The sequence below is a fragment of the Streptomyces sp. AK02-01A genome (assembly GCF_033795305.1).
In the GTDB taxonomy this organism is placed as follows: domain Bacteria; phylum Actinomycetota; class Actinomycetes; order Streptomycetales; family Streptomycetaceae; genus Streptomyces.
The window spans coordinates 161,360-184,540 of the sequence record NZ_JARBAE010000001.1 but is presented as its reverse complement, the minus strand read 5'-3'; the positions used below and the strand labels follow the sequence as shown (position 1 = coordinate 184,540).

Annotated in this window: 22 protein-coding genes and 2 tRNA genes; 10 read left to right on the top strand and 14 right to left on the bottom strand. The window is 69.9% G+C overall.

Features of this window, described 5'->3' with window-relative positions; all coding sequences use genetic code 11:
• Positions 1-72 precede the first annotated feature (72 nt).
• Entirely contained in the window at positions 73-2,031 is a 1,959-nt protein-coding gene (locus tag PV679_RS00825) for a putative bifunctional diguanylate cyclase/phosphodiesterase (RefSeq protein WP_319678204.1), read from the top strand.
• Between the two features lie 11 nt (positions 2,032-2,042).
• Here PV679_RS00825 and PV679_RS00820 read toward each other — a convergent pair whose 3' ends face one another.
• The 4 genes from PV679_RS00820 to PV679_RS00805 form a co-directional block, all read right to left on the bottom strand.
• Positions 2,043-3,479 (bottom strand): WGR domain-containing protein, encoded by a 1,437-nt coding sequence (locus PV679_RS00820; protein WP_319678203.1) that lies wholly within the window; start codon positions 3,477-3,479, stop codon positions 2,043-2,045.
• Between the two features lie 105 nt (positions 3,480-3,584).
• Entirely contained in the window at positions 3,585-4,691 is a 1,107-nt protein-coding gene (locus PV679_RS00815) for an LLM class flavin-dependent oxidoreductase (RefSeq protein ID WP_416069626.1), read from the bottom strand.
• Between the two features lie 182 nt (positions 4,692-4,873).
• Positions 4,874-5,593 carry a decarboxylase gene (locus PV679_RS00810; protein ID WP_319678202.1) on the bottom strand — a complete coding sequence of 240 codons (720 nt, stop codon included), beginning with the start codon at positions 5,591-5,593 and terminating at the stop codon, positions 4,874-4,876.
• Complete coding sequence (locus tag PV679_RS00805; RefSeq protein ID WP_319678201.1) at positions 5,590-6,468, bottom strand: decarboxylase; 879 nt, start codon at positions 6,466-6,468, stop codon at positions 5,590-5,592. Before PV679_RS00805 ends, PV679_RS00810 begins: the two co-directional genes overlap by 4 nt.
• 167 nt (positions 6,469-6,635) lie before the next feature.
• Between PV679_RS00805 and PV679_RS00800 the strand changes: the two genes are divergently transcribed.
• Positions 6,636-7,586: a D-2-hydroxyacid dehydrogenase gene (locus PV679_RS00800; protein WP_319678200.1), complete on the top strand. Its 951-nt coding sequence runs from the start codon at positions 6,636-6,638 to the stop codon at positions 7,584-7,586.
• On the top strand, positions 7,579-8,988 hold the full coding sequence (locus tag PV679_RS00795) for an amidase (protein ID WP_319678199.1): 1,410 nt from the start codon (positions 7,579-7,581) through the stop codon (positions 8,986-8,988). The genes PV679_RS00800 and PV679_RS00795 overlap by 8 nt, the downstream gene beginning before the upstream one ends.
• Positions 8,989-9,001: 13 nt before the next feature.
• On the opposite strand, the gene PV679_RS00790 is transcribed toward PV679_RS00795, so the two are convergent.
• Entirely contained in the window at positions 9,002-9,499 is a 498-nt protein-coding gene (locus PV679_RS00790) for a DUF3830 family protein (RefSeq protein ID WP_319678198.1), read from the bottom strand.
• A 96-nt stretch (positions 9,500-9,595) separates the two neighbouring features.
• On the opposite strand from PV679_RS00790, the gene ehuB reads away from it, so the two are divergent.
• The 6 genes from ehuB to PV679_RS00760 all read left to right on the top strand — a co-directional run bounded on the left by ehuB (position 9,596) and on the right by PV679_RS00760 (position 13,672).
• A complete protein-coding gene (gene ehuB / locus PV679_RS00785; protein WP_319678500.1) occupies positions 9,596-10,498 on the top strand; it encodes an ectoine/hydroxyectoine ABC transporter substrate-binding protein EhuB in 903 nt (300 codons plus the stop codon).
• Positions 10,495-11,169 (top strand): ectoine/hydroxyectoine ABC transporter permease subunit EhuC, encoded by a 675-nt coding sequence (gene ehuC / locus PV679_RS00780; protein ID WP_319678197.1) that lies wholly within the window; start codon positions 10,495-10,497, stop codon positions 11,167-11,169. Before ehuB ends, ehuC begins: the two co-directional genes overlap by 4 nt.
• Before the next feature lie 32 nt (positions 11,170-11,201).
• Positions 11,202-11,819, top strand: coding sequence for an ectoine/hydroxyectoine ABC transporter permease subunit EhuD (gene ehuD, locus PV679_RS00775; protein ID WP_319678499.1), 618 nt, complete (start codon positions 11,202-11,204; stop codon positions 11,817-11,819).
• Positions 11,820-11,826: 7 nt separating this feature from the next.
• Positions 11,827-12,609: an amino acid ABC transporter ATP-binding protein gene (locus PV679_RS00770; RefSeq protein ID WP_319678498.1), complete on the top strand. Its 783-nt coding sequence runs from the start codon at positions 11,827-11,829 to the stop codon at positions 12,607-12,609.
• A gap of 166 nt (positions 12,610-12,775) precedes the next feature.
• Positions 12,776-13,537 (top strand): IclR family transcriptional regulator domain-containing protein, encoded by a 762-nt coding sequence (locus tag PV679_RS00765; protein ID WP_319678196.1) that lies wholly within the window; start codon positions 12,776-12,778, stop codon positions 13,535-13,537.
• 61 nt (positions 13,538-13,598) lie between these two features.
• Positions 13,599-13,672, top strand: a tRNA-Lys gene (locus tag PV679_RS00760).
• Between the two features lie 317 nt (positions 13,673-13,989).
• On the opposite strand, the gene PV679_RS36100 is transcribed toward PV679_RS00760, so the two are convergent.
• From PV679_RS36100 to PV679_RS00730, 6 genes are all read right to left on the bottom strand, one after another.
• Entirely contained in the window at positions 13,990-14,484 is a 495-nt protein-coding gene (locus tag PV679_RS36100) for a tyrosine-type recombinase/integrase (RefSeq protein WP_416069625.1), read from the bottom strand.
• A 41-nt stretch (positions 14,485-14,525) separates the two neighbouring features.
• Positions 14,526-14,981 carry a hypothetical protein gene (locus PV679_RS00750; RefSeq protein ID WP_319678194.1) on the bottom strand — a complete coding sequence of 152 codons (456 nt, stop codon included), beginning with the start codon at positions 14,979-14,981 and terminating at the stop codon, positions 14,526-14,528.
• Between the two features lie 402 nt (positions 14,982-15,383).
• On the bottom strand, positions 15,384-15,872 hold the full coding sequence (locus PV679_RS00745; RefSeq protein WP_319678193.1) for a phospholipase: 489 nt from the start codon (positions 15,870-15,872) through the stop codon (positions 15,384-15,386).
• A gap of 400 nt (positions 15,873-16,272) precedes the next feature.
• Complete coding sequence (locus PV679_RS00740) at positions 16,273-16,860, bottom strand: lytic polysaccharide monooxygenase (RefSeq protein WP_319678192.1); 588 nt, start codon at positions 16,858-16,860, stop codon at positions 16,273-16,275.
• Between the two features lie 151 nt (positions 16,861-17,011).
• The gene (locus PV679_RS00735; protein ID WP_319678191.1) at positions 17,012-18,955 is read right to left on the bottom strand and encodes an SPFH domain-containing protein; all 1,944 of its coding nucleotides are present in this window, start codon (positions 18,953-18,955) and stop codon (positions 17,012-17,014) included.
• An 11-nt stretch (positions 18,956-18,966) separates the two neighbouring features.
• A complete protein-coding gene (locus PV679_RS00730; protein ID WP_319678190.1) occupies positions 18,967-20,358 on the bottom strand; it encodes a peptidoglycan-binding protein in 1,392 nt (463 codons plus the stop codon).
• 182 nt (positions 20,359-20,540) lie between these two features.
• On the opposite strand from PV679_RS00730, the gene PV679_RS00725 reads away from it, so the two are divergent.
• Positions 20,541-20,614, top strand: a tRNA-Lys gene (locus tag PV679_RS00725).
• A gap of 342 nt (positions 20,615-20,956) precedes the next feature.
• Here PV679_RS00725 and PV679_RS00720 read toward each other — a convergent pair.
• The 3 genes from PV679_RS00720 to PV679_RS00710 all read right to left on the bottom strand — a co-directional run bounded on the left by PV679_RS00720 (position 20,957) and on the right by PV679_RS00710 (position 23,131).
• Positions 20,957-21,646 (bottom strand): class F sortase, encoded by a 690-nt coding sequence (locus tag PV679_RS00720; RefSeq protein WP_319678189.1) that lies wholly within the window; start codon positions 21,644-21,646, stop codon positions 20,957-20,959.
• Between the two features lies 1 nt (position 21,647).
• On the bottom strand, positions 21,648-22,259 hold the full coding sequence (locus tag PV679_RS00715) for a hypothetical protein (RefSeq protein ID WP_319678188.1): 612 nt from the start codon (positions 22,257-22,259) through the stop codon (positions 21,648-21,650).
• A 92-nt stretch (positions 22,260-22,351) separates the two neighbouring features.
• Entirely contained in the window at positions 22,352-23,131 is a 780-nt protein-coding gene (locus tag PV679_RS00710) for an HAD-IIA family hydrolase (RefSeq protein ID WP_319678187.1), read from the bottom strand.
• Positions 23,132-23,181: the final 50 nt, after the last annotated feature.

Genomic DNA, 23,181 nt, shown 5'->3' with positions numbered 1-23,181 from the left:
GATCGGCACACTTTCCCTGGCCAACCGTCGCGACCACCCCTGTACGACACGACTGCACCGCGGGAGCGAGCCGTGAGCGGAACCTCCGAAGGACCGCGCCCCGCGGCCGTCGCGGCGTCAGGCACCGTACGGCCACCGGTCACGGAGCGTCATAGCGCCGACCGGGCCGCCGCCGAAAGCGTCGCCCGGGCCGCCGCCGGGCACCGCGACTACCGCGGCGTCTTCCAGACCGCCCATCTCGCCATGGCCGTTCTCGACCACCACGGCACCGTCATCAGCGCCAATGACGCGCTGGCCGAGCTGCTCGGCACCGAGCCCGGCACGCTGTTCGAACAGACCGCCGCCGATCTCGTCGACCTCGCCTCGGACATCCGCACCTGGCACGCCTACCGCGAGGTGCTGGAAGGCCGGCGCGCACGCCTGCGCTGCACCCGCCGCCTCAAACACCCGGACGGGCGCGCTCTCTGGGCCGAGGTCAATGTCTCGCCCGTACCTGAGAGCCGCAGTGTGCTGCTGTCGATCGCGGACATCAGCGACCGGCGCGAGCTGCAGGCGCGGCTGCGCCATCTTCAGATGCACGATCCGGTGACCCGGCTGCCCAACCGCACGCTCTTCTTCGAGCGGCTCACCTCGGCGCTGGACGCTTCGCCGTACAACGGCGGCGGGCCGTTCGGCAAGGGCAGGCCGTACGGCGGCGGGAGCGCGGTGTACTCCGAGGGCGGGCCGCTCGGCGATACCGGAGCCCGCGGCCACGACGGCCGGTCGTACGGCCACGGCGGCACCGGCCGGATCGGCCTGTGCTATCTGGATCTGGACGGATTCAAGGCCGTCAACGACACCCTCGGCCATCGCACCGGCGACCGGCTGCTGGCCGCCGTCGCCACCCGGCTCACCGAGTGCGCCGACCACGACGGCTACACGCGCAGCGGCGGTCATCTGGTGGCCCGGCTCGGCGGTGACGAGTTCGCGATCCTTGTCGAGGACTCCACCGGCACGGAACAACTCGCCGATCTCGCGCGGTCGGTGCTCACCACGCTCCAGCTTCCCTTTGATCTGGCCGGACAGCGACTCTCGGTCTCGGCCTCGATCGGCGTCGTGGAGCGAGCCGTGGCAGGCACCACTCCGACCGGTCTGATGCAGGCCGCCGACACCACGCTGTACTGGGCGAAGGCCGACGGCAAGGCCCGCTGGACCCTGTTCGACCCGGAGCGCAACGCCCATCGGATGACCCGCCAGGCGCTCACCTCGGCGCTGCGTCCGGCCATCGAGGACGACGAGTTCGTACTCCAGTACCAGCCGCTGGTGGGAATGGCCGACGGCGTCGTACGAGGCGTGGAGGCGCTGGTCCGCTGGAATCATCCGCAGTTCGGCACCCTCTCGCCCAATCGGTTCATCGGGATCGCCGAGGAGGACGGCTCGATCGTGCAGCTCGGCCGGTGGGTGCTGCACACGGCCTGCCGCCAGGCGCGCCAGTGGCAGCGGGACCATCCTCGTGTGCGGCCGCTCTTCGTCAGCGTGAATGTCGCCGTACGCCAGGTCTGGGACTCCGATCTGGTCACCGATGTCGCCGAGATCCTCGCGGAGACCGGGCTGGCCCCGCAGCTACTGCAACTGGAGCTGACGGAGTCCGCGGTGATGGGATCGGCGGGCCGGCCTCTTCAGGCGCTCCAGGCACTGAGCGACATGGGCGTGCGGATCGCCATCGACGACTTCGGGACCGGCTATTCGAACCTCGCCTACCTCAGCAGGCTGCCGGTCTCCGTCCTCAAGCTGGACGGCTCGTTCGTCCGTGGCTTCCGGTACGACGACGGCGTCCATCCGAGCCCGGCCGACGAGACGATCGTCGAGGCCCTGGTCCAGCTCGCGCACCGGCTGGGACTGACGGTCACGGCGGAGTGCGTGGAGACCTCGGGTCAGGCGGCCCGGCTCCAGCGGATCGGCTGCGACACCGGACAGGGCTGGCTGTTCTCCCGCCCGGTGGCGCCGGAGCGGATCGCGGAGATGATCGCCGCCACCGCGCCACGGTCCTGACATACAACTCCTCAGATCAGGCGCCTGATCTCGCCGCGGACCCGGTAGAAGCCGGCCTGGGCCGGATGCAGGGCTTCGACGACATAGCGGGTGCCCGGCTCCCGCATGCCGCGCGGGAACTGCACATTCCATGAGGGTTCGAAGCCGTCCGAGACCACGTGGACCCGTAGCCGGCCGCCGTCCCGCACACACTCCACGACCACTCCGCCGGCCGGTACCGACGCCGACGAGACCGTCCGCACCGTCGCCGCCGGAGTGTAAGTCGGCAGCGCGGCGGCCGACTTGACGTCCACCGTGACCGGGATCGTGCCCTGCTGGGCGGCGGCGATACCGGCGGCGCTCGCGTCGACACACACCAGGGAGCCGTCCGTGGTGACCATGTACAGCTTCTCGTCGAGATACTGCATGGACAGCGCCGAGCCGCTGCCCGTGCCCAGCTTCCACAGCCGTGTGCCGTCCGCCGCGAAGCAGTAGACCGACGAGGCGCTGTCGCCCGCGAAGACGAAGCGCCCGCCCGGTGCGGTCGCGCACGAGTACACGGCGGTGTCGGCGCGGTACGTCGCCTCGACCGAGCCCGTGGCCTTGGACAGGCGTTGTACGACATGGCGGCCGGTACCCGCGTACACCGACTCGTCCTCCTGCCAGCCGAACAGCACGCCGCCCGCCGTCGGCGTGTGCCACAGCTCTCCCGCGCCGCCGGGCTCGTACGCCGTCACACCGCGCTGGTGCCCGTGGTAGACCGCCCGGTCGTCGGCCCGCACCATCCAGCCGTGCCCACCCTGGGACCTGCGTGCCCACTGGTATTCGTCCTCGTGGTCGATGACCGTCAGGCCGCCGTCGCGGTCCGACACGTTCAGCACTCCCTCGCGGATGTCCAGCCAGAAGATGTCGACGTCCGCCGCGATGTCGTACGCCGCGAACGGCAGCTTCGACGACAGGTCGTACACCTTGCCGTCGTCACAGCCCGCGTATATCCAGAAGTCGTCCGCCACCAGGCACTTGACGCCGTCCGGCAGCGCGTAGCGCGCCAGCACGTCACCGCCGTGGCTGAGCGTGTAGACGTCGCCCGCCTGGTTGCCCACCCAGCAGCGGTCCTCGTCGATATGGATCCCGAAGGCCGCGGAGCCCGTGCGGAACCGCCACAGCACCGGTGCGACGGCGCGGGCCGTGGACGGCACCGACGTGGCCTGCCGACGCGTCACCGCCCGCGCCGCGCGCTGTCCCTGGATCGCCGGGGCGTATCCCTTGCGGACCTTCTCGCCGATCTTCTTCGCCGCGGCGGCCCGCGCCTTGGCCTCGGTCGGGAAGGTCGAGGTGCCCGACTGACCGCTCGCGCCGATCCGTCCGTAACGCACCGAGACGACCGTCCCCTCCACGGTCACCTCGTAGAACTTGTGCGCCCCGGCGCCGTCCTGCGACAGCTCCAGATATGTCGTGGCACGCGGCATGGCAGACCCCTCCCCAGGGAGGACGCGGCATCCGTTCGCACCGCGTCCAACTGCCTTCACGCTACGAGCCACCACTGACAATCAGGTGCCGGTGCCAGGCGGCCGTCAGACGGCCGGCAGGCCGTACGCGTCCGCGATCAGTTCGTAGCTGCGCAGCCGCGCCTCGCCGCCATGGGCGTTGGCCGTGATCATCAACTCGTCGGCGCCGGTGCGCTTCTGAAGGTCGTTGAGGCCCTCACGGACCGCGTCCGGCGTGCCATGGACGATGTTCGCGAGCCAGGTGTTCACGAACTCCTGCTCCATCGAGCTGTACTGGTACGCCTCGGCCTCTTCCGGCGTGGGGACGAGTCCCGGGCGGCCGGTGCGCAGACGGACCATCGAGAGCGCGCCGCTCAGCACCTGGCGGCGGGCCTCGCGCTCCTCGTCGCTGGCGAGGGCCGCGACGCCGATCAGCGCGTACGGTGCGTCGAGGACCGCCGAGGGCCGGAACGACTCGCGATAGAGGTCCAGCGCCGGGATGGTGTTCTGCGCCGAGAAGTGGTGAGCGAAGGCGAACGGCAGGCCGAGCACTCCGGCCAGCCGCGCGCTGAAGCCGGACGAGCCCAGCAGCCACACCGGCGGACGTCCGGTGGGCCCCTGGACCGGGCCGGGGACGGCGTGGATCCGCGCGTACGGATGGCCGTCCGGGAAGTCGTCGTCCAGGAAGCGGGTCAGCTCCGCGAGCTGTTGCGGGAAGTCGTCCGCGCCTTCGTTCAGCCGGTCCGTACGGCGCAGCGCGGCGGCCGTCGCTCCGTCGGTACCGGGAGCGCGGCCCAGGCCCAGGTCGACACGGCCCGGAGCGAGCGCCTCCAGGGTGCCGAACTGCTCGGCGATCACCAGCGGAGCGTGGTTGGGCAGCATCACACCGCCCGAGCCGAGGCGGATGCGCTCGGTGTGCGCGGCGAGATGCGCGAGGATCACCGCCGGTGAGGACGACGCGACCCCCGGCATGGAGTGGTGCTCGGCGACCCAGTGCCGGTGGTAACCCCTTCGCTCGGCGAGCCGCGCCAGTGCGACGCTCGTCTCCAGGGCCCGGGTGGCGGTGGAGCCGCTGCCCACGGTGACGAGGTCCAGCACGGACAGCGGTACGGGTGCCGTGCCGGCCGCCGCGCCTCGGACCGCGTCCGTCGTACCTGGAATCGCGTCCTGTGTGTCCCGGCTCGCGTCGTCCACTGGTCAATCCTCCCGCGCGTGAAAACTGTACGAAACAGCATCAACAGGAGGCGCTCTCCGTTTATTCCCGGTTCGCCGTATTCCGGCGTACCGGGAAGTCGTACTCAGCCCGTACCGAGTCCGTCGCATCGAGCCCGTCACACCGAGCCCGCCGTGCCCGGGAGCCCGCTGTACCGGCCCGGCTACTCCCGGCTCGCGAACAGCGTGCCCAGCTTCGGCGCCCACGCCCGGCGCTCCGCCAGCCGCAGTCCTTCCCAGACCGTCACCTGGTTCGCCGTGAGCACCGGCTTGCCCAGCGCCTCCTCCAGCTCCGGCAGATACGCCGCCGTATGGAGGGCCGTGTCCGGCATCAGCACGACCTCCGCGTCCGGATGGTCTCCCGCGCGGGCCAGCGCGAGTACCCGCTCCCGATCCCAGGTCCCGACCTCGGCCGCCGTGATGATCCCGCCGGCGCGGTCGGAGACGACCTCGATGCCGGCCGCCTTCAGAAAAGCGGTGAAGTACTCGGTGACATCCTCCGGATAGGTGGCGGCGACGGCGACCCGCTCGGCGCCCAGCTCCCTCACGGCGTGAGCGAAGGCGAACGACGTGCTCGACGCCGGCAGCCCGGCCGACGAGGCCAGCCCGCGCGTCTGCTCGTGCGCGCCCTCCCAGCCGTAGATGAAGCTGCCGCTGGTGCAGGCCCAGACCACGGACTCGGCGCCGGCCAGCCGGAGCTCCTCCACGCCCGCGGCGAGCCGCTCCGCCGCGCCCATCCGCAGCAGCGCGTCGACGCGGTGCGCGTCCTCGCCGATGTCGGTGTGGAAGACGGGCAGTCTGATGTCGCTGCCGAGCAGCATCTCCATGCGCGGGTAGTCGTCCTCCGCGGAATATCCGGGATAGAGGAGTCCGACGGTCGTCATGTCCAGCCTTCCTGATCTTCCGGCACCGGTTCCGCCGCCAGCGCCTGCACCGGCGGGAACGGTCCGACCGGTGCCACCGGCGGCATGGCCTCCACCGGCTGGACCGGAGGTGCCGGCGGAGCCGGCACGACCGCCTGCGCCGGAGGCGGGTTGAGCAGCGCCTGGTACGGGCCGACGGCCTGCGCGCCGAGCCTTCGCAGCGCCGCCCACATGGTGACCTGGTTGGCGGACAGCACCGGCATCCTCAGCTCGGCCTCAAGCTGCGGAATCGCGTCGTACGTCGGCAGATTCGTGCAGCTGATGAAGAGCGCGTCGGCCGCCCCGACGACGGCCTGCCGCGCCATGTCCACGACCGAGCGGTACGGCACCTTCCAGATGTGCCGGGTCAGCCCCAGAAAAGCGCGACCAGTGACCGTTACCCCGACTTCGCCGAGGTACTCCTCCAGCGACTGGGTGACGGACTCGGTATAGGGCGTGACCAGCGCGATCCGGCTCGCGCCCAGTTCCGCCAGCGCCTCGACCAGCGCGCCGGAGGTGGTGAGCGACGGGACCTCACCGGCCCGGGTCATCGCCTCGCACATGGCCCGCTCGCCGGCCGGGCCGCCGACAAAACTGCCCGAGGTGCAGGCATACGCGATGACCTCGGGCTCGGACGCCCCGAGCGCTCTGACCGCTTCGCCGAGTGTTTCGTGCTCGCTCACCAGCCGGGCGAGGTCCAGAGAGACCTCGACCGGCACGTATGGCGTCCTGGTCACGCGCAACGAAATGTCGTCGGGCACCCAGCGCCACAACTCACGATCGAGTGCGAAATCAAAAGGGGCGACTACGCCGACTCCACGCTGCGGCTGCGGTCCACCCAGAAAGGAGACTTGCAAGACGGGCCCCCTTAGCCTGTTATTGACGACGGTAGGAGCCAGGTGCGAGCGTGGTCAATCCGTACATCTCAGACGTTGCACGGAATTTTCCTCCGGGAAATACCTCACCACCACCGGCTCGGCTGACGCACACCGCCACACCCGCCCCGTCAGAAGGGCTCCTCCTCATGCCAGCACCGACACTTCTCGTCCTGGAGGCGGATCCGCCGCCGCGGCTCGGCCGGCTGACGGGCCGGGCCCGGATCCGCTACGCGGACGAAGACAGCCTCGCCGCCGAACTCCCGTCCGCCGACGCGCTGCTGGCCTGGGACTTCACCTCCGACGCGGTACGGAACGCCTGGCCCGGCGACGGCCCGCGGCCCCGCTGGGTGCACACCGCCAGCGCGGGTGTGGACCGGCTGCTGTGTCCCGAGCTGATCGCCTCCGACACGGTCGTCACCAATGCCCGCGGCATTTTCGAGGAACCCATCGCCGAATATGTGGCGGCGCTGGTGCTGGCCATGGCGAAGGATCTCACCGGGACGCTGGAGCTGCAGCGTCAGCGCCGCTGGCGCCATCGCGAGGGCCTGCGGGTCGCCGGCAGCCGGGCGACCGTGGTCGGCGCGGGCCCGATCGGCCGCGCCGTCGCCACCACGCTGCGGGCGCTCGGTGTGACGGTGGCCGTCACCGGCCGTACGGCACGTCCCGGCGTGCACGGCGCCGACCAGCTCGACCGGCTGCTGACCCTCGCGGACTGGGTGATCTGCGCGGCGCCGCTCACGGACGCGACACGCGGGATGTTCGACGCGCGGCTCTTCGGGCTGATGCAGCCCTCCGCCCACTTCATCAATGTGGGCCGCGGCCAGCTTGTCGTCGAGCACGATCTGGTGGCCGCGGTGTCCAGGCGGTGGATCGCGGGCGCGGCCCTCGATGTCTTCGAGCAGGAGCCCCTCGCTCCGGAGAGCCCGCTGTGGGACGTCCCCGGGCTGATCGTGTCACCGCACATGAGCGGGGACACGGTCGGCTGGCGCGACCGGCTGGCGGCACAATTCGTCGACTTGTATGAACTTTGGGCCGCCGGAAAGCCCTTGCCGAACGTGGTGGACAAGAAACGTGGGTACGTCCCCATGCATGACTGATCCCACGTTCCTGACCGACCTGACCGCTCGGCAGCTCCTGTCCGGCTACGAGAAAGGTGATTTCTCGCCCGTCGACGTGACCCGCGCCGTGCTGGAACGGATCGAGATGGTGCAGCCGCTCGTCAACGCCTTTGTCCGGGTGAACGCCGAGGAGGCGCTCGCCCGGGCGGAGGCGTCGGCCGGACGCTGGAGCAGAAAGGAACCACGGGGACTGCTGGACGGCGTGCCGGTCTCGGTGAAGGACATCTTCCTGCAACGCGGCGCGCCGACCCTGCGCGGCTCCAGGGCCGTGGCGGTCGAGGGAGTCTGGGACGTGGACGCGCCGGCGGTGGCGCGGCTGCGTGAGCACGGCGCGGTCCTCGTCGGAAAGACGACGACTCCCGAATTCGGCTGGAAGGGCGTCACGGACTCGCCGCTGACCGGAGTGACACGCAATCCGTACGACCTGTCGCGCACCGCGGGCGGGTCCAGCGGCGGCAGCGCGGCGGCGGTGGCACTGGGCGCGGCTCCGCTCTCCCTCGGCACGGACGGCGGCGGCTCGGTCCGTATCCCGGCCTCCTTCTGCGGGATCTTCGGCCTCAAGCCGACCTACGGCAGGGTGCCGCTCTATCCGTCCAGCCCCTTCGGCACGCTCGCGCACGGCGGGCCGATGACGCGGGACGCGGCGGACGCCGCGCTGCTCCTGGATGTGATCAGCGGCCAGGATCCGCGGGACTGGTCGCAGCTCCCGCCGGCGCCGCCGGTGAGCGACTCGCTGACGGACGGCGTCAAGGGCCTGCGGATCGCCTACTCGCCGTCCTTCGGCGGCCAGGTCGCGGTGCGCCCGGCGGTCGCCTCGGCCGTACGGGACGCGGTGAGCCGGCTCGCGGAGCTGGGCGCGTACATCGAGGAGGCCGATCCGGACATCGCGGATCCGGTGGACGCCTTCCACACCCTGTGGTTCAGCGGTGCGGCCCGGCTGGTGGAGCCCTTCGGCCCGGCCCAGCGGGAGCTGCTCGATCCGGGACTGCGGGAGATCTGCGAGGCCGGTGCCGGCTACAGCGCACTGGACTATCTGGCCGCGGTGGACGCCCGGATGGAGCTGGGCCGGCGCCTGGGCCGTTTCCACACGTCGTACGACCTGCTGGTCACACCGACGCTGCCGATCACCGCGTTCGAGGCGGGCCGCGAGACGCCCAAGGGCTCGGGCCTGCACCGCTGGACGGGATGGACGCCGTTCACCTATCCCTTCAATCTGACGCAGCAGCCCGCCGCGACCGTGCCGTGCGGCGTCGACGAGGACGGACTGCCGATCGGTGTCCAGCTCGTCGCGGCCCGGCACGCGGACTCGCTGGTGCTGCGCGCGGCGCACGCGCTGTACGAGTCGGGCGCGGCGCGCGTCCCGGCGCCCGCCGGACGCTGAGCGGCCGGCGCCGTCAGGCCCGGCGGAAGCTGAGCGTCTCGCCGACGGCCCCCGCTCGCCACAGGTCCTGGCATGCCTCGGCCATCGCGTCGAGACCCTCCACGACCGTGCCCCAGACGATGCCGGGGATCCAGCCCATGTCGCCGTTGATCAGGAGATTGTTGCGCTCGTAGAAGAGAGCGAGGTCCACGACGGTACGGCGGCCGCGCACGGCCTTCTCGTCATAACCGTAGGAGGACGTGCCCAGCTCGGTGTCGGAGAAGGTGAAATAGCAGAGATCGCCGGGGATGGGAGTCACGGTCGGATTCTCCAGCGGCGGCTCCTCGGCGGCGAAGGCCGGAAAGAGCGCGTAGATCTCATTGCGCGCGTACTTGGCGTGATAGACGTCCGAGCCCAGCGGCAGCGCCTCCCACACCGCCGCGCAGGTGACCGGAGCCCGGTCGTCCAGGAGTTTCGCGGTGCACCGCACTCCGCGCTTGTCGAGCGACACAGTTACGAATCGGTCGGTCATCCCCTCATGGTCCTCATCTGATCCGCCGAGTCAAGGACGCATGATCGTCTGAAAATGATGTGCATGACCCGATTGGACTCGGGTAGCCGCGCGCCCATGGCTCCACCACCACCGCAGAACAAAGAAAGAACAACAAAACGACTCATAGGCCGCCGCTCACTTCTGCTGGGCACGGCGGCACTGGGCGCCGCGGGGGCTCTTGGCGCCACGGGCTGTGGCCGTGTTCCCACCGGTGACACCCTCGCCCGGCTGATGTCGCAGCGCACGGTGCGGCTCGGCATCGCCGGCGAGGCGCCGTACGGATACATCAATGACCAGGGCGACTTCACCGGCGAGGCCGTGGAACTCGCCAAGGTGATCTTCAAGCGGCTGGGCATCGGCAACGTACAGCCGGTGGCGACCGACTTCTCCTCGCTGATCCCCGGCCTCAACTCACAGCAGTTCGATGTCGTCTCGGCCGGGATGTACATCAACAAGGAGCGCTGCGCCCAGGTCATCTTCGCCGATCCCGAATACCAGATGCTCGACTCGTTCATCGTGCGCAAGGGCAATCCCAAGGGACTCACCTCGTACCAGGACGTGGTGAAGGCCAAGGCGAAGATCGCCACGGGCACGGGCTACGCGGAGATCGACTACGCGATGGCCGCCGGAATCCCGGAGAAGGAGATCGTCATTCTCCAGGACCCGGTGGCGGGCCTGAACGCCGTCGAGTCCGGCCGGGTCGACGTATTCGCCGGGACCGCGCTCACCGGCCGTGACGTGGTGAAGAAGAGCCGGAAGGCCGAGGCGACAGAGCCGTTCGCGCCGCTCGTCGACGGCGAGAAGGTGATCGACGGCGGCGGCTTCGCCTTCCGTCCGACCGACACCGGCCTCCGTGACGCCTTCAACGTCGAGATCCGCCGGATGAAGCGGAGCGGTGAGCTGTTCCGCCTGCTCAAGCCGTTCGGCTTCACCGAGTCGGAGATGACCACACTGACCGCAGAGGAGCTGTGCGCATGACGGCCGGCCTCTGGACCAACTGGGTGCTGCCCGGCATCTGGATCACTCTTCAGCTCACCTTCTACAGCGCCGCTCTGGCCACCGCCGTGGCCTTCGCCGTGGGCATGGCCCGCACTCATCGCTCGCGTCTCGTGCGTTTTGTCGCGGGCTTCTACACCGAGGTCTTCCGTGGCACCTCGGCGCTGGTGCTGATGTTCTGGCTCTTCTTCGTGATGCCGGGCCTGTTCGGCTGGGCGCTCGTGCCGATGTGGGCCGCCGTGCTGGCACTGGGCCTGTCGTACGGCGCGTACGGCGCCGAGGTCGTGCGCGGCGCGCTGAACTCCGTCGCACCGGCGCAGCGCGAGGCCGGTGTCGCTCTGAACTTCACGCCGTGGCAGCGCATGCGGCTGATCCTGCTGCCGCAGGCGGTGCCCGAGATGATCCCGCCGTTCAGCAATCTCCTCATCGAGCTGCTGAAGGGCACGGCGCTGGTCTCGCTGCTCGGCGTGGCCGATGTGTCGTTCGCCGCGTATCTGGTGCGTCTGGCCACTCAGGACAGCGCGCGGATCTATTCGGTGACGCTGGTGATCTACTTCGTGATCGCGTTCGTCCTGGCCCGCGGTATGCGCGCGCTTGAGCGCAGGACCAAGGCCGGGATCGGCGTCGCCGCGGCCACGGGAGGTGCCCGGTGAACAATTGGGACTGGTCCGCCGTCGCGGACTTCATGCCACGCTTCTGGGACGGCCTGCTTCTCACCCTCCGGGTGCTGGTGCTCGGCTCGCTCCTCTCCTTCACGCTCGGCCTGGTCTGGGCGATCGGATTCCGGTCGCCGACGCGCCTGGTCCGCTGGCCGGTCCAGGTCGTCACCGAGTTCATCCGGAACACGCCACTGCTGGTGCAGCTCTTCTTCTTTTTCTTTGTGCTGCCGGAGTGGGGAGTGCAGTTCTCCGGGCTGACGACCGGGACGATCGCGATCGGTCTGCACTACTCGACGTACACCGCGCAGGTGTACCGGGCGGGCATCGACGCGGTGCCGGCCGGGCAGTGGGAGGCGGCCAAGGCGCTCAGCCTTCCGGCCGGCCGGACCTGGCAGGTGGTGATCCTTCCGCAGGCGATCCGCCGGATCGTGCCCGCGCTGGGCAACTACGTCATCTCCATGCTGAAGGACACTCCGCTGCTCGCCGGGATCAGCGTGCTGGAGATCCTCCAGCAGTCCCGGCTGGAGAGCGCGTCCACCTTCCAGTACACCGAGCCGCTGACCGTGGTCGGTGTCGCCTTCATCCTCATCGCCTACCCGGCTTCTCTTCTCATGCGAGCCCTGGAGCGTCGTCTTGTCCGCTGACAGCCCTATCGCCGAAACCGCCGCTACCACCACCGGCGCCGCGGCCGGTGAGTCGACCGAACTGATCCGCTTCGACAAGGTGACAAAGCGGTTCGGCGCGAACACCGTCCTGGACGATCTCTGTTTCTCGGTACGGCCGGGCAGGCACGTCACCCTGATCGGCCCGTCCGGCTCCGGCAAGACGACGATCCTGCGGCTGCTGATGACGCTGGTGCGGCCGGACGAGGGCACCATCACGGTCAACGGCGAGCAGCTCTTTCCCGCCGCCGAGAAGCGGGTGCGCGAGGTGCGCAAGCAGATCGGCATGGTGTTCCAGCAGTTCAACCTCTTTCCCAATATGAACGTCCTGCGCAATGTCACCGAGGCGCCTGTCCGGGTGCTCGGCCTGAGCAAGGACGAGGCCGAGCAGCGCGGCCGTGAGCTGCTCGACCTGGTCGGCCTCGGCGACCGCTGCGCGGCCAAGCCGACCCAGCTCTCGGGCGGCCAGCAGCAGCGGGTGGCGATAGCCCGGGCGCTGGCGATGCGGCCCAAGGTGCTGCTGCTGGACGAAGTCACCTCGGCGCTGGACCCCGAGCTGGTCGCCGGAGTGCTGGACGTACTGCGGGACATCGCCCGCACCACGGACATCACCATGCTCTGTGTCACCCACGAGATGAACTTCGCCCGGGACATCTCGGACGACGTCCTGATGTTCGACTCCGGCAAGGTCATCGAGTCCGGTCCGCCGGAGAGAATCTTTTCCGCTCCGGAACACGAACGCACGCGCGAATTCCTTGGCGCGGTGCTCTGACCTGTCACTCTGCCGATTAAGTGTGCCAGTGGCATATGCCACGGTGGTGCGGTCCAGCGTATGGCCCTGGACCGGGCCTTCCGTGTCGTCAACCGCAGCCCCGAGACGGGCTCTTGACGGCTATCGTGGTGCGTGAGCTTGCGGTCACAACCTGCTAGGGGGAACCGTGGTGCTGAAGCCGGAACCGACCGTGCCGTTCCACTCGGTGCACAGCGTGCTCCGCGTCCTGGAGGCCGTCTCCAAGTACGGCGGCGGTGTGACCGACCTCCAGATCACCCGCGAGACGGGACTGCCGGCCGGACATCTCGCTCCGCTGCTGTCGATGCTGCGGCGCGAGGGATATGTCCAGCAGATCACGGACGGCGCGTACGCGATCGGCGACTCGCTCCTGCTTCTGCTCGGCTCCGGCGCCGCCCGGCAGCAGGCCGTCGAGGCGAAGCTCAGGGAGACCCTCACCGAGCTGCGCGACTCCGTCGGCGCCGCCGTCTACATCAGCCGGTACATCGACGGCGAGATCAAGGTCACGCAGGTCGCCGACGGTCCGCACACGCCCGCGGTCCATGAGTGGGTGGACTTCCGCTCCACGGGCCACGCCAGCGCGATCGGCAAGTGCCTGCTGGTCCAGTTGGACCAGAACGGCCGCCGGGACCACATGTCCCGTCACAAGATCGCCCGCTTCACCTCCCGGACGATCACCAGCGAGCGCCTGCTGTTCTCCCGGCTGGACAGCCAGCCGCCGACGGTGCCGGTGCTCGACCTCCAGGAGTACGCGGTGGGCACGGTCTGCGCCGCGGTGCCGCTGACGGCCGGCTCCGCGATGGGCTGCCTCGCGCTCTCGCTCCCGGTCGAGCACGCTCACCGGCTGCGCTCGGCGGCGGACACGCTGAACCGCGGCGCGGCGCCGGTGGCGCTCTCGCTGACGATCTGAACCAGCGGCGGGCCTGGTCCGGAGCATCCCGGAGCACCGGGTATTATTTTCGAGTCGGCAGGCGCCGCTAGCTCAGTTGGTTAGAGCAGCTGACTCTTAATCAGCGGGTCCGGGGTTCGAGTCCCTGGCGGCGCACTCGCGATCATGTCGCTGACCTGGGCGTTCTCGGTTTCCGAGGACGCCCTTTCGCGTTTCAAGATCGCGTATGGGGCTGATACGGGTCCGTGTGCCGGAGATGCGTCGGTGGACGCGTTAGCTGGTCGGGGGTTTCCGGGCCCATTGGCCTCATCGACCGGGGCGGAGTGGGCGGCAGGGCCGCTCGGGCGGGGCCCTACTGGTTCCGTAACGACGCGATCATATGGAGGACAGACGGGAAGCGCTGGTGCGTGGAGGTGCGCCGGGCGCCCCTGCCTCACAGGGGTGCCCGGCGTGGTGGTCGGTCCGGCGAGGAGTTATCGCCGCTGTCGGCGGTCGCGGTGTGGGGGCTGCTGGAGGCCGGCGGCCAGGAAGATCCGGGCGACGGCGCCCGCGGCGTGGTGTTTCACCTCGTCGACCACGCTCGTGTACGTGTCCCGGGTCAGGGTCGAGGAGGAGTGACCGAGCATGTCCTGGACGACCTTGACGTCGACGCCGGCCGAGAGGGCGTGGGTCGCGGCGCCGTGACGCAGGTCGTGGAGGCGGAGGCGGGAGTTCGGCCTCGCGAACGAGCTGCTTGAACTGGACGGTGACCCAGGCCGGGTGCAGAGGGGTGCCGTCGTCGTTGGTGAAGAGGAGCCTGGTGCCGATCCATTTCGGTCCGGCCGCGATGCGCTGTTTCCACTGACGGCGCCGGTCCCACACCATGACCGGCGAGGGCCGCTCCCCTGCCTGCTGCCGGACGTAAATTCGCTCGCGGGTCCACACCATGGCCTAACGAAGACCGCCTTGGATCGAGTCGGCAGGGTCACCGAGGCGGCTGGGGGCACTCGGAGCAGTTACAGGACATCCTTTAACGCCGATTGATCCCGGGCACATAGACGGCGAAGGTGTCCAGCATCTTCAGGGTGCGCGCCCGGGTCCGCTCCTTCATGTAGGGCCAGGCCGCTTCCACCAGGCCCTCGGCGTTCAGGAGTTGTTCGAGGACCTCGAAGTAGACAGCTCCCCTGACGTGCTGCGAGGAGTGGGCCACGATGCGTTCCACAAAGTCCCAGCACCGGGTGAGCAGCTCGGTGTCCGGGCTGTCGCTCTCCAGTTGCGGCATCAGTACCGGCGTGGTGAAGCATCCGGCCAGCAGTTCGTACAGCATCACGGCCGCGTCCTCGGTCAGGACAGCCGCTTCCGCAGGTTGGTGGAACATCTCGGCAATGGGGTCGGCGGATCCTGGGATCATGCGCAGCAGAAGACGGGGGATCTCCGCTGTCGGAATCTCCTCGGCCGGGTTCTCCTTGGGGTGGGAGCCTCTCATGTCGTCCTGTCAAGTGTGCGATGGGCGGGTGGGGTGGGGCCGCCGTGCGAGGTGCGCGATGACCCGGTCTTCGTAGCCGGGCTAAGGATTGTCCTGCAACTCAGTTCGCCCTCTGCGGATGATTCATCCACTTTCACCGGTCATAGCTGTATGTTCACAATGCCAATCGAGCGGGCCGAGTCGGCGCGACACACCCCGGACCGCCGACCAGCGAGCTCTTAATCAGCGGGTCCGGGGTTCGAGTCCCTGGCGGCGCACAGACAAGGCAGGGGCTCCTCGCGGAAGCGAGGAGCCCCTGCTCGTTTCTCCGGACATACGGAGCGGCCGCGCGTGGATCGCGTGCTGGTGGAGCCGGTGTGTGCGAGGCGCGTGCTGATGGAGCCGGTGCTGGTGGAGCCGGTCTCAGACGACGGACTTCTTGCCGTCCACCGCGGCGGTCAGGCCGAAGATGTCGACCGCGTGGTAGTACGTCCACGCCGTGGCGTCACAGGACGCCTTCGTCGCGCCCGAGTACGCCGAGCACACCCGCTTCAGGTCCGCGTAGAAGGCGGAGTCGATCCGTGCCTTGTTGGCGCTGAACGTGCCGGCCGCCTTGTAGTTGCGGTAGCCGAAGTCATGGCGGGCACACGGAGTCTGGAACGGGAAGCCGAAGGGGTTGTCCGGCGAGGTCGAGCAGTAGTCCGTGGACCAGTCGAAGCCGTAGGCCGACCAGGAGCCCTGGTTTCCACGGGCCGCGACCCAGGAGTTGTAGCTGGCGGCGGACTCCTGGGTGAAGCCGCTGAGGACCTGCGGCTTGTCGGCCGGCGCCGCCGAGGCCTGAGTGGCCGTCAGAAGCGCTGCGGGCAGGGCGAGTATGGCCGCGGCGAGCGGAAGTGCCAGACGTCTGCGCATTGCGGAATACCTCCGACAGGAATGGGGGGAGTCGCTCCCTGCCCAGTGGCACGGAGCGCCATCAGAGTGAGCGGCACGGCTGTCGCACGGGTCTACGCGCGATGACCACCGCGGGAATCGTCCCCCAAATCCCGGCGTCAGCAAACCCCTGCGACGCCGAACACCCGTTCCCGAGAAGGCAGTTGACGGGCCAGTGACGGGTCTGTCCGCAGTTGACCGATCCGCTCCGGCCGAAGCGCCACTGTTGGCCCGGCGGAGTCGGCGGGAGACACAGCTCGGGGAGCGCGGGCCCCTGGCGCCGCGCTCCCCGAGGTTCAGGCGATCACTGACCGGCCGTCATGACGGGGCCAGCGAGAGATACCAGAACCGGACCAACAGGTCCTGGCACACGGACCGGACGTCAGAACTGCACGTCCGAGCACGAGTAGAACGCGTTCGCCGTGTCCGCGATCGTCCAGACCGCCACGATCATGTGCCGGCCCGACTTCGACGGCAGAACGCCTGAGTGCGAAAGCGTGGCCGGCGGCTGCTGGTTGTTGTACGGCACCGTCAGGAACGGCTGGGAGTCCAGGGCCGCGCGAGTGAGCGGCTGGGACGGGTTCCAGCCGTTCTTGGTGACGTAGTACTTGAAGTCGGTCGTGGCATGCCGGGCGGTGAACTGCCAGCGGAAGGTGTAGTTCTGGCCACCGTTGAGCTTGGTGGTGGGCCAGGAGCCGCCGCGCTGGTCGTCGAGCTGCGCGAACTGGCTGTTGCCGCCCGAGCAGATCTTGCCGTCGGCGGGACCCGCCGCCGGGAAGCCCTTGGGCCCCTCGACGCTCTGCGGCTCCCACTGGATGTTGCCGCAGTTGGTCACCGTGCCGTTGGCACAGAGCTTCTGACGGCTGATGGGGGTGTCGGTGTAGCCATGGCTGCTTGCGCTGCCGGTGGCGAGCAGGGAAACGCCCGCGACCGCGAGGCCGACCACGGCCGCGCCAATCTTCTTTCGCATGCTTCGCTCCAGAGAACGTGGGGAGTTCGGTGAGCCGTACTGCACGCGTGCAGGGAGAGCAATCCGCCGCTTTGTCAATCTGCGGTCTAGACCAAGTCCTAGAGTATTAACGGAACTTGACCGTGTCCATAACAAGCGCGGTCCAGACCAATCACAATCTCTCGCCGGGTCCCTGCCTGCCGGTGTAGAAGGCGACGGTGAGGTCCTTGACCAGTGCCTTGCGCTCATAGTCGTCCAGCTCGACAAGTCCACGGGACGTCAGCCGGTTCACCGTGTCGTCCACCGCGTCCACCACGGCGGTCAGCACTCCGTCCCGGTGCTTGGCGTCGATGGCGGCGATCCGGCTGCGCTGCATCGCCGCGGCGATCTCCGGCGCGTACTCGATCCGCGTCGGCTGCGCCGAGAAGACGTCCACGCCGATGGGACGGCACTCCGCCGACAGCATCCGGGTCAGCGCGTCACCGACCGCCTCGGCGTTGCGCAGGGTCGGCGCCTCCTCGTGGAAGGCGTCGGTGGGCAGTTGCGAGAGCACCCGCGCCATCGCCGCCTCCACCTGCTGACGCAGATACTCCTCGTGGTTCTCGACGCCGAGGGCCGCGCGTACGGTGTCCCGCACCCGCCAGACCACCAGGACGACCACGCGCAGCTCCGTGCCGTTCGAGTCGACGGCCGGCATCGGCTCACTGCGCCAGTGGCGCAGCCGCACATCCACCTTGCGGCGCACAAGCAGCGGACTGACCCAGAGCAGTCCCGTACGGCGCACACTGCCCCGGTAGTCGCCGAAGAGCGTCAGCACCCATGCCTGGCCGACCCGCCCACGGCCGAGCCCGCCGAAGGTGAAGAACGTGATGATCACGCCGAAGGAGAGCAGCGCCCACTGTCCGATCCCGATGCCGTGGTACGGATTCGACGGCAGCCCCAGCACCTTGGTCACCATGTCGGGCACGGCCCCGATCCACCACACCGCCGCCACGCACACCAGAAGCGCCCCGAGGCCGACGATCACTACGGCCCAGCCGGGCAGTGCGGGCCCGGGCCGCTCGGCCAGCCTGGGGTCACCGGGCGGAGCCGCGCGCGACGATCCGGCGGGCGCCGCCGCGCGCCGGATCCGAGGCTGCTCTCCGGTGCCCCATCGCCGCCCGGCCGGGGCCGGTCTGACGGGGCCCCCGGCGTCCTCCAGCGCCTCGGCCTCGTCGCGGAAGAGGAGATGGACCGGGATCTCCTGGGTGTTCTCGCCGACGATGAGCGGAGTCCACCGAGGAGGCTCTCCCGTGCCTCCCGTGCCTCCCGTATGCGCGGAGGCCGCGATGTCCGCCCGTACGAAAGCGTCCCGGCCCGCGGTCTCCGATCCCGTGTCGGCGGCGTCCTCCGGCACGGAGGCGTCATCGACGGCGAAGACCGGCGCCGCGCCACCGGGATCGGTGTGCTCGTCGTCGCCGCCACCGGCCGTCCCGCTGTCCTGATCCGGCGGCTGAGGTCCGGACGCCGCCGCGCCGTCCCGGTCCGCCGGAGCCGCCTCCGTCTCTGTCTCCGTCTCCGTCTCCGGCGCTCGCGTCTCCCGGTGCGGCCTGCCGGACGGTCCCATCATCGCGGCGCCGAAGACGGCGCGCGCGGACCGCTCCGCATGCTCGTCCTCGCTCTGGCCGTCCATGGCCGCCGGTGTCTCCGGTCCGGCATCCGGTCCGACGTCCGAAAGCGCGTCCTCGCCGGGCATCTCATGACCCGGGTCCGCAGGCGCCGGCCCGGCCGTCGCCGTATCACCCGCCACCGGCGCCGATTCCGCGCTCTCCCGGCCGGAAGCGGCCCGCACCGGTGTCTGCCTGCCGGAGAACACCCGCGCGGGACCGACGGGCGGCTCCTCACCGGTCCAGGACGAACCGGACAGGTCCCGGACCGGGCCGGACGCACCCGGCTCCGCGACCGGACCCGGTGCCCGCGGCCCGTACTCGCCCGGCGCCGGCAGCGCGTCGGGCGCGGTGGACGGGAGGGCCGGAGGCGCGTACGCGTGGTCGGCCGTGACCGGCTCCGGCGGTACCTCCGGCGCGTCCCGCCGCGGTGTCCCGTCGTCGTTCGGTCGCGAGGTCGGTGTCGTCATCCTTGCCTCCGTCATGCGAAGAGTCGCCGCCAGGTCTGCGGGCCCGGATATCCGTCGGCCGCGGTTCCCCGCCAGCCCTGCGCCCGCTGGAATGCCTCGACATTGCGCCGGTCGGCCTCGGTCCAGCGCGGGCCCGGCCCGGAGAGGTAGTGCCTGCCGAAGCCCTTTCTCATGAGCTGTCTGCCGAGCCGCGCGACATACGAGTTGGACTGGCCCGGCCGGAAGTATCCGGAGCCCGGGAACACCGACGCCTCCGCCGTGCCACCGGTGTCCGTGGGCACGGACACGGGCACCGGCGCACCCTTGATGTCCTTGCCGAGACCGTTCACCAGATACCGCCAGGTCTGCTGTCCCGGCAGCCCGTCCGCCGCCGAGCCCCGCCAGCCCTGCGCGAGCTGGAACGCCTGAGTGGCCCGCCGGTCCGCCTCACCCCAGCGTGGCCCCGGTCCCTGGCGGTAGAAGCCGGCGCCGCCGCGCCGCGTCAGCATCTCGCCGAGCCGGGTGACGTAGGCGTTGTTGGCGCCGGTCCCGAAGGCCGAGGCACCAGGAAACTCCGGCGAGGCCGCCGTACCGGTTCCGGCGTCCACACCGTCGGTGACCGGCTCGCTGTCGACGCCTCCGCCGGTCAGCTCCCGGTAGCGGTACGCCTCGTAGTGGCGGGAGTTGCTCCAGTACGCCAGCGGTGTGGGCTGCATCCGGGTGTGCGTCTGCGTCTGCTCGTACGCCATGTAGTAGGAGTGCGTGTACTCCGTCCAGCCGCCGAAGATCGTGACGTGCGAGCCCCGGTTCGGGTCGGACGGATTGTGGAAAAGAAGGATGTCGCCCGGCTCAAGATCGTCCCACTCGACCCGCACACCGAACTCCGCGAGGCTGCCCGTCCACTCGTTGCCGCCGAGATTCCAGGCCATCGAGACATAGCCGGAGCAGTCCTGGCGGTATCCGTCGTACCAGTACCTGTCCATGCTGTACGGCACCCGCGCGTCCACCCAGCGCTTGGCGCGGTTGATGATGTCGGCCCGGGTGGACTTGCGCAGCGCCGGCGGGCGGTATCCGGAGCCGGGCGGGCCCGGCAGAGGCCGGCCGTGCAGCGGACCGACGCCGCCCTGCGGGTTCACCGGCTCCGGATCGAAGGCCGCCGCGTCCGTACGCGCCGGACCGCTCAGTGGACCGGCCGGACCGGACGGCGGATTCTCGGCCCGCGCCAGATCCGCGGCCGCGGCCGTCGCGCCCAGAGCGACACCCGCGGCGGTGACCAGGACCAGCGCCCGCCGTGCGCCGTGCGCCGCCGGGTGGCCGCCGGCCCGTACCGGAAGCCCTCGGGCCAGATCGCGCCGCTGCTCGGCGCATCCGGCGCAGGGGCAGTCGAGAGCGGGCTCGTACTCCTCGAAGACCGGGACGGCCATGTGATCCTCTCCACACTCAACAAGATCTTCCGACGCGGCCGCACGGCGCCGACGTCCCAACTGTCCGGGCAAATCACATTTTGACGGATCAACGGTAAGAAAGGACAATCCGACAGGCCGCAACGCTCATCGAATGGTGGGGACCACTCATACCGATCGGGTAGAGTTCTCCAGGTCAGCAGGCGCCGCTAGCTCAGTTGGTTAGAGCAGCTGACTCTTAATCAGCGGGTCCGGGGTTCGAGTCCCTGGCGGCGCACGCACAGTCGAAGCCCCCTCACTCCAGGTGAGGGGGCTTCGCTCGTTCGGACGAAGACACCTGACTCATCTCGGACGGCTCCGGGAGAGCGGCCGGCCGAGGTCCCGAACGGCCCTGGGCCCGTGGCGACTTGGGACACCGGAGTCATCCGGCGGACACTCGGCCGGGCCACTGGGCCGCCGCGGCGGAAGCGGCCGGGACCGGCGCTCTTCCGCCGGTCCCGGCCGCTTCGATCAGCCCGTACACGTCAGTCCACAACAAGCCGTACGCGTAGGCGCTGGATACACGGAGGCCCTGGATACGCGGAGGCGCTGGACAGACACAGGCCCTGGCGGCGCGTGGTCAGCCGGCGCGTGACTCGGTCACGCCGGTCAGATACGCCGACACCACCACATTCGCCGTGTAGGCGCGGGACTCCCGGTCGAAGGTGCCGCCGGAGGTGATCAGCCGCAGCTCCGCGCGGGAGTTCTCCCGGGTCCCGTAGACCTTCTCCGCGTCGAACCGGTCCCGGCTGACGACCTGGACATCGTTGATGGTGAATTCCGCGACCGAGCCGTCGGTCCTGCTCACCCGGACCTTGCCGCCGGGCCGGGCGCCGCTCAGTCCGTAGAAGACGGCCGGTCTGGTCTCGGTGTCGACATGGCCGACAAAGAGCGCGGTGCCCGCGGAGCCCGGCTGGACACCGCCGCCGTACCAGCCCACCGCGTGCGGCGTCGCGGACGGCGGCGGCGCGACCGCACCGGTGCCATCGAGCCCGCGGACCACGACGGGCGCCTCGATCCCTATCGACGGCACTTCCACCCGCCGCGGCTCGGCCGGCTTCAGCGGAGCCCTGGCCGGTGGCAGAGCCACGCCCGGCGGCCGGCCGACGGCCGCCACATCGCCGGTGGTGGGCGCCGACAAACGGGCGGAGCCCTCGACTCCGCCGCGGCCCCACAGCGACAGCCCGAGCAGCAGTACGGCCCAGGCCACGCCGGTGAGCAGCCTGCCGCTGCCCGTGACGCCGTGCCGTTTCCCCGAGAACGAGAACATGTCAGTCCGAGTCCCGTGGGGCCCTGCGCTGGCGCCGTGCGCTGCGCAGGGCCACGGCGACGGCGGCCACACTCGCCAGGACGAGGCCGATCACGGCCTGCGGAATGCCGGGGCCGGTCTCCTCGACGTCGGCTTTCCGGTCCGCGGCGAGCGTCGCCGCACCGCCGCCACCGGCCCGTACCGGCGCGAACGGTGTCGGACGGCCATGGTGAAGGACCCGGGCGTCGCCCGAGCCGGACCGGCCGCGACCCCGGCCGTGTCCCTGTCCGTCGCATCTGACGTTGATTCCATGGTTGCCCGCGACGGCGGACGACCTGTTTCTCGTGTCCCGGGACGGTGCCGCATCCCGGCCTCCGTCGCCGTCGCTTTTCCTGTCCCGGCCCGAAGGCCGCGGCTCGCCGGCGAGGGCCTGGGACGAGGCCAGGATCGGCGAACTCTCGCAGCCACTGGCCTGGATCCCGGCCGCGTCGTCGTGAGCCACGGCGACCGGAGCGACCGGGCCCCGCGCGGATTCACGGGCCTGCGCGTGGGCGGCGCCAAGGCCGAGGACAGGCGCGGCCACGAGGACGGCAGCCGCCCCTGCGGCACGGAGTGCGAGCAAACCTGTACGCATCGTGAACCTCCTGATAACAAGAGACTCACTCGCGCCACCGGTTCTCGCATCCGCAGAGACCGATTACTGACCCGTACGCCGCTCTGACGTGCTCAGACGCGGTCCACAAGATCGGCGATCGAGTCAACGACCGTGGAGGGACGGAACGGATAGCGGTCGATATCGGCCTCTCCCGTCACGCCGGTCAGCACCAGGATGGTCTCCATCCCGGCCTCCAGACCGGCCAGCACATCGGTGTCCATGCGGTCACCGATCATCGCGCTGGTCTCGGAGTGCGCGCCGATGGCGTTGAGTCCGGTCCGCATCATCAGCGGGTTCGGCTTGCCCGCGAAGTACGGATCCCGGCCGGTCGCCTTGGTGATCAGCGCGGCCACCGCGCCGGTGGCGGGCAGCGGGCCCTCCGTCGAGGGGCCGGTCTCGTCGGGGTTGGTGCAGATGAACCGCGCGCCGCCGTTGATCAGCCGGATCGCTCTGGTCAGGCTCTCGAAGCTGTACGTACGGGTCTCGCCGAGCACCACATAGTCCGGCTCGTGGTCGGTGAGGATGTAGCCGATGTCATGCAGGGCGGTGGTCAGCCCGGCCTCGCCGATGACATACGCCGTACCGCCGGGCCGCTGGTCCTCCAGGAACTTGGCGGTGGCGAGCGCCGAGGTCCAGATGTTCTCCACAGGTACGTCGAGACCCATCCTGGCCAGCCGGGCCTGTAGATCGCGCGGTGTGTAGATGGAATTGTTGGTAAGGACGAGAAAGGGCTTGCCCGACTCCCGCAGTCGCTTGATGAACTCGGCGGCGCCGGGGATCGGAACCCCTTCGTGAATGAGGACACCGTCCATGTCGGTGAGCCACGATTCGATCGGCTTGCGCTCTGCCACTGGACTGTTCTCCGCTCTGCGGTGGCCAATAATCCGCTGTCCGGATCCGC

Coding starts and splice junctions, on each gene's coding strand:
- PV679_RS00820 (WP_319678203.1), bottom strand. CDS start 3,479: ATGCCGCGTGCCACGACATATCTGGAGCTGTCGCAGGACGGCGCCGGG.
- PV679_RS00810 (WP_319678202.1), bottom strand. CDS start 5,593: ATGACGACCGTCGGACTCCTCTATCCCGGATATTCCGCGGAGGACGAC.
- PV679_RS00800 (WP_319678200.1), top strand. CDS start 6,636: ATGCCAGCACCGACACTTCTCGTCCTGGAGGCGGATCCGCCGCCGCGG.
- PV679_RS00795 (WP_319678199.1), top strand. CDS start 7,579: ATGACTGATCCCACGTTCCTGACCGACCTGACCGCTCGGCAGCTCCTG.
- PV679_RS00790 (WP_319678198.1), bottom strand. CDS start 9,499: ATGACCGACCGATTCGTAACTGTGTCGCTCGACAAGCGCGGAGTGCGG.
- ehuB (WP_319678500.1), top strand. CDS start 9,596: ATGGCTCCACCACCACCGCAGAACAAAGAAAGAACAACAAAACGACTC.
- ehuC (WP_319678197.1), top strand. CDS start 10,495: ATGACGGCCGGCCTCTGGACCAACTGGGTGCTGCCCGGCATCTGGATC.
- ehuD (WP_319678499.1), top strand. CDS start 11,202: ATGCCACGCTTCTGGGACGGCCTGCTTCTCACCCTCCGGGTGCTGGTG.
- PV679_RS00750 (WP_319678194.1), bottom strand. CDS start 14,981: ATGAGAGGCTCCCACCCCAAGGAGAACCCGGCCGAGGAGATTCCGACA.
- PV679_RS00745 (WP_319678193.1), bottom strand. CDS start 15,872: ATGCGCAGACGTCTGGCACTTCCGCTCGCCGCGGCCATACTCGCCCTG.
- PV679_RS00740 (WP_319678192.1), bottom strand. CDS start 16,860: ATGCGAAAGAAGATTGGCGCGGCCGTGGTCGGCCTCGCGGTCGCGGGC.
- PV679_RS00735 (WP_319678191.1), bottom strand. CDS start 18,955: ATGACGACACCGACCTCGCGACCGAACGACGACGGGACACCGCGGCGG.
- PV679_RS00730 (WP_319678190.1), bottom strand. CDS start 20,358: ATGGCCGTCCCGGTCTTCGAGGAGTACGAGCCCGCTCTCGACTGCCCC.
- PV679_RS00720 (WP_319678189.1), bottom strand. CDS start 21,646: ATGTTCTCGTTCTCGGGGAAACGGCACGGCGTCACGGGCAGCGGCAGG.
- PV679_RS00715 (WP_319678188.1), bottom strand. CDS start 22,259: ATGCGTACAGGTTTGCTCGCACTCCGTGCCGCAGGGGCGGCTGCCGTC.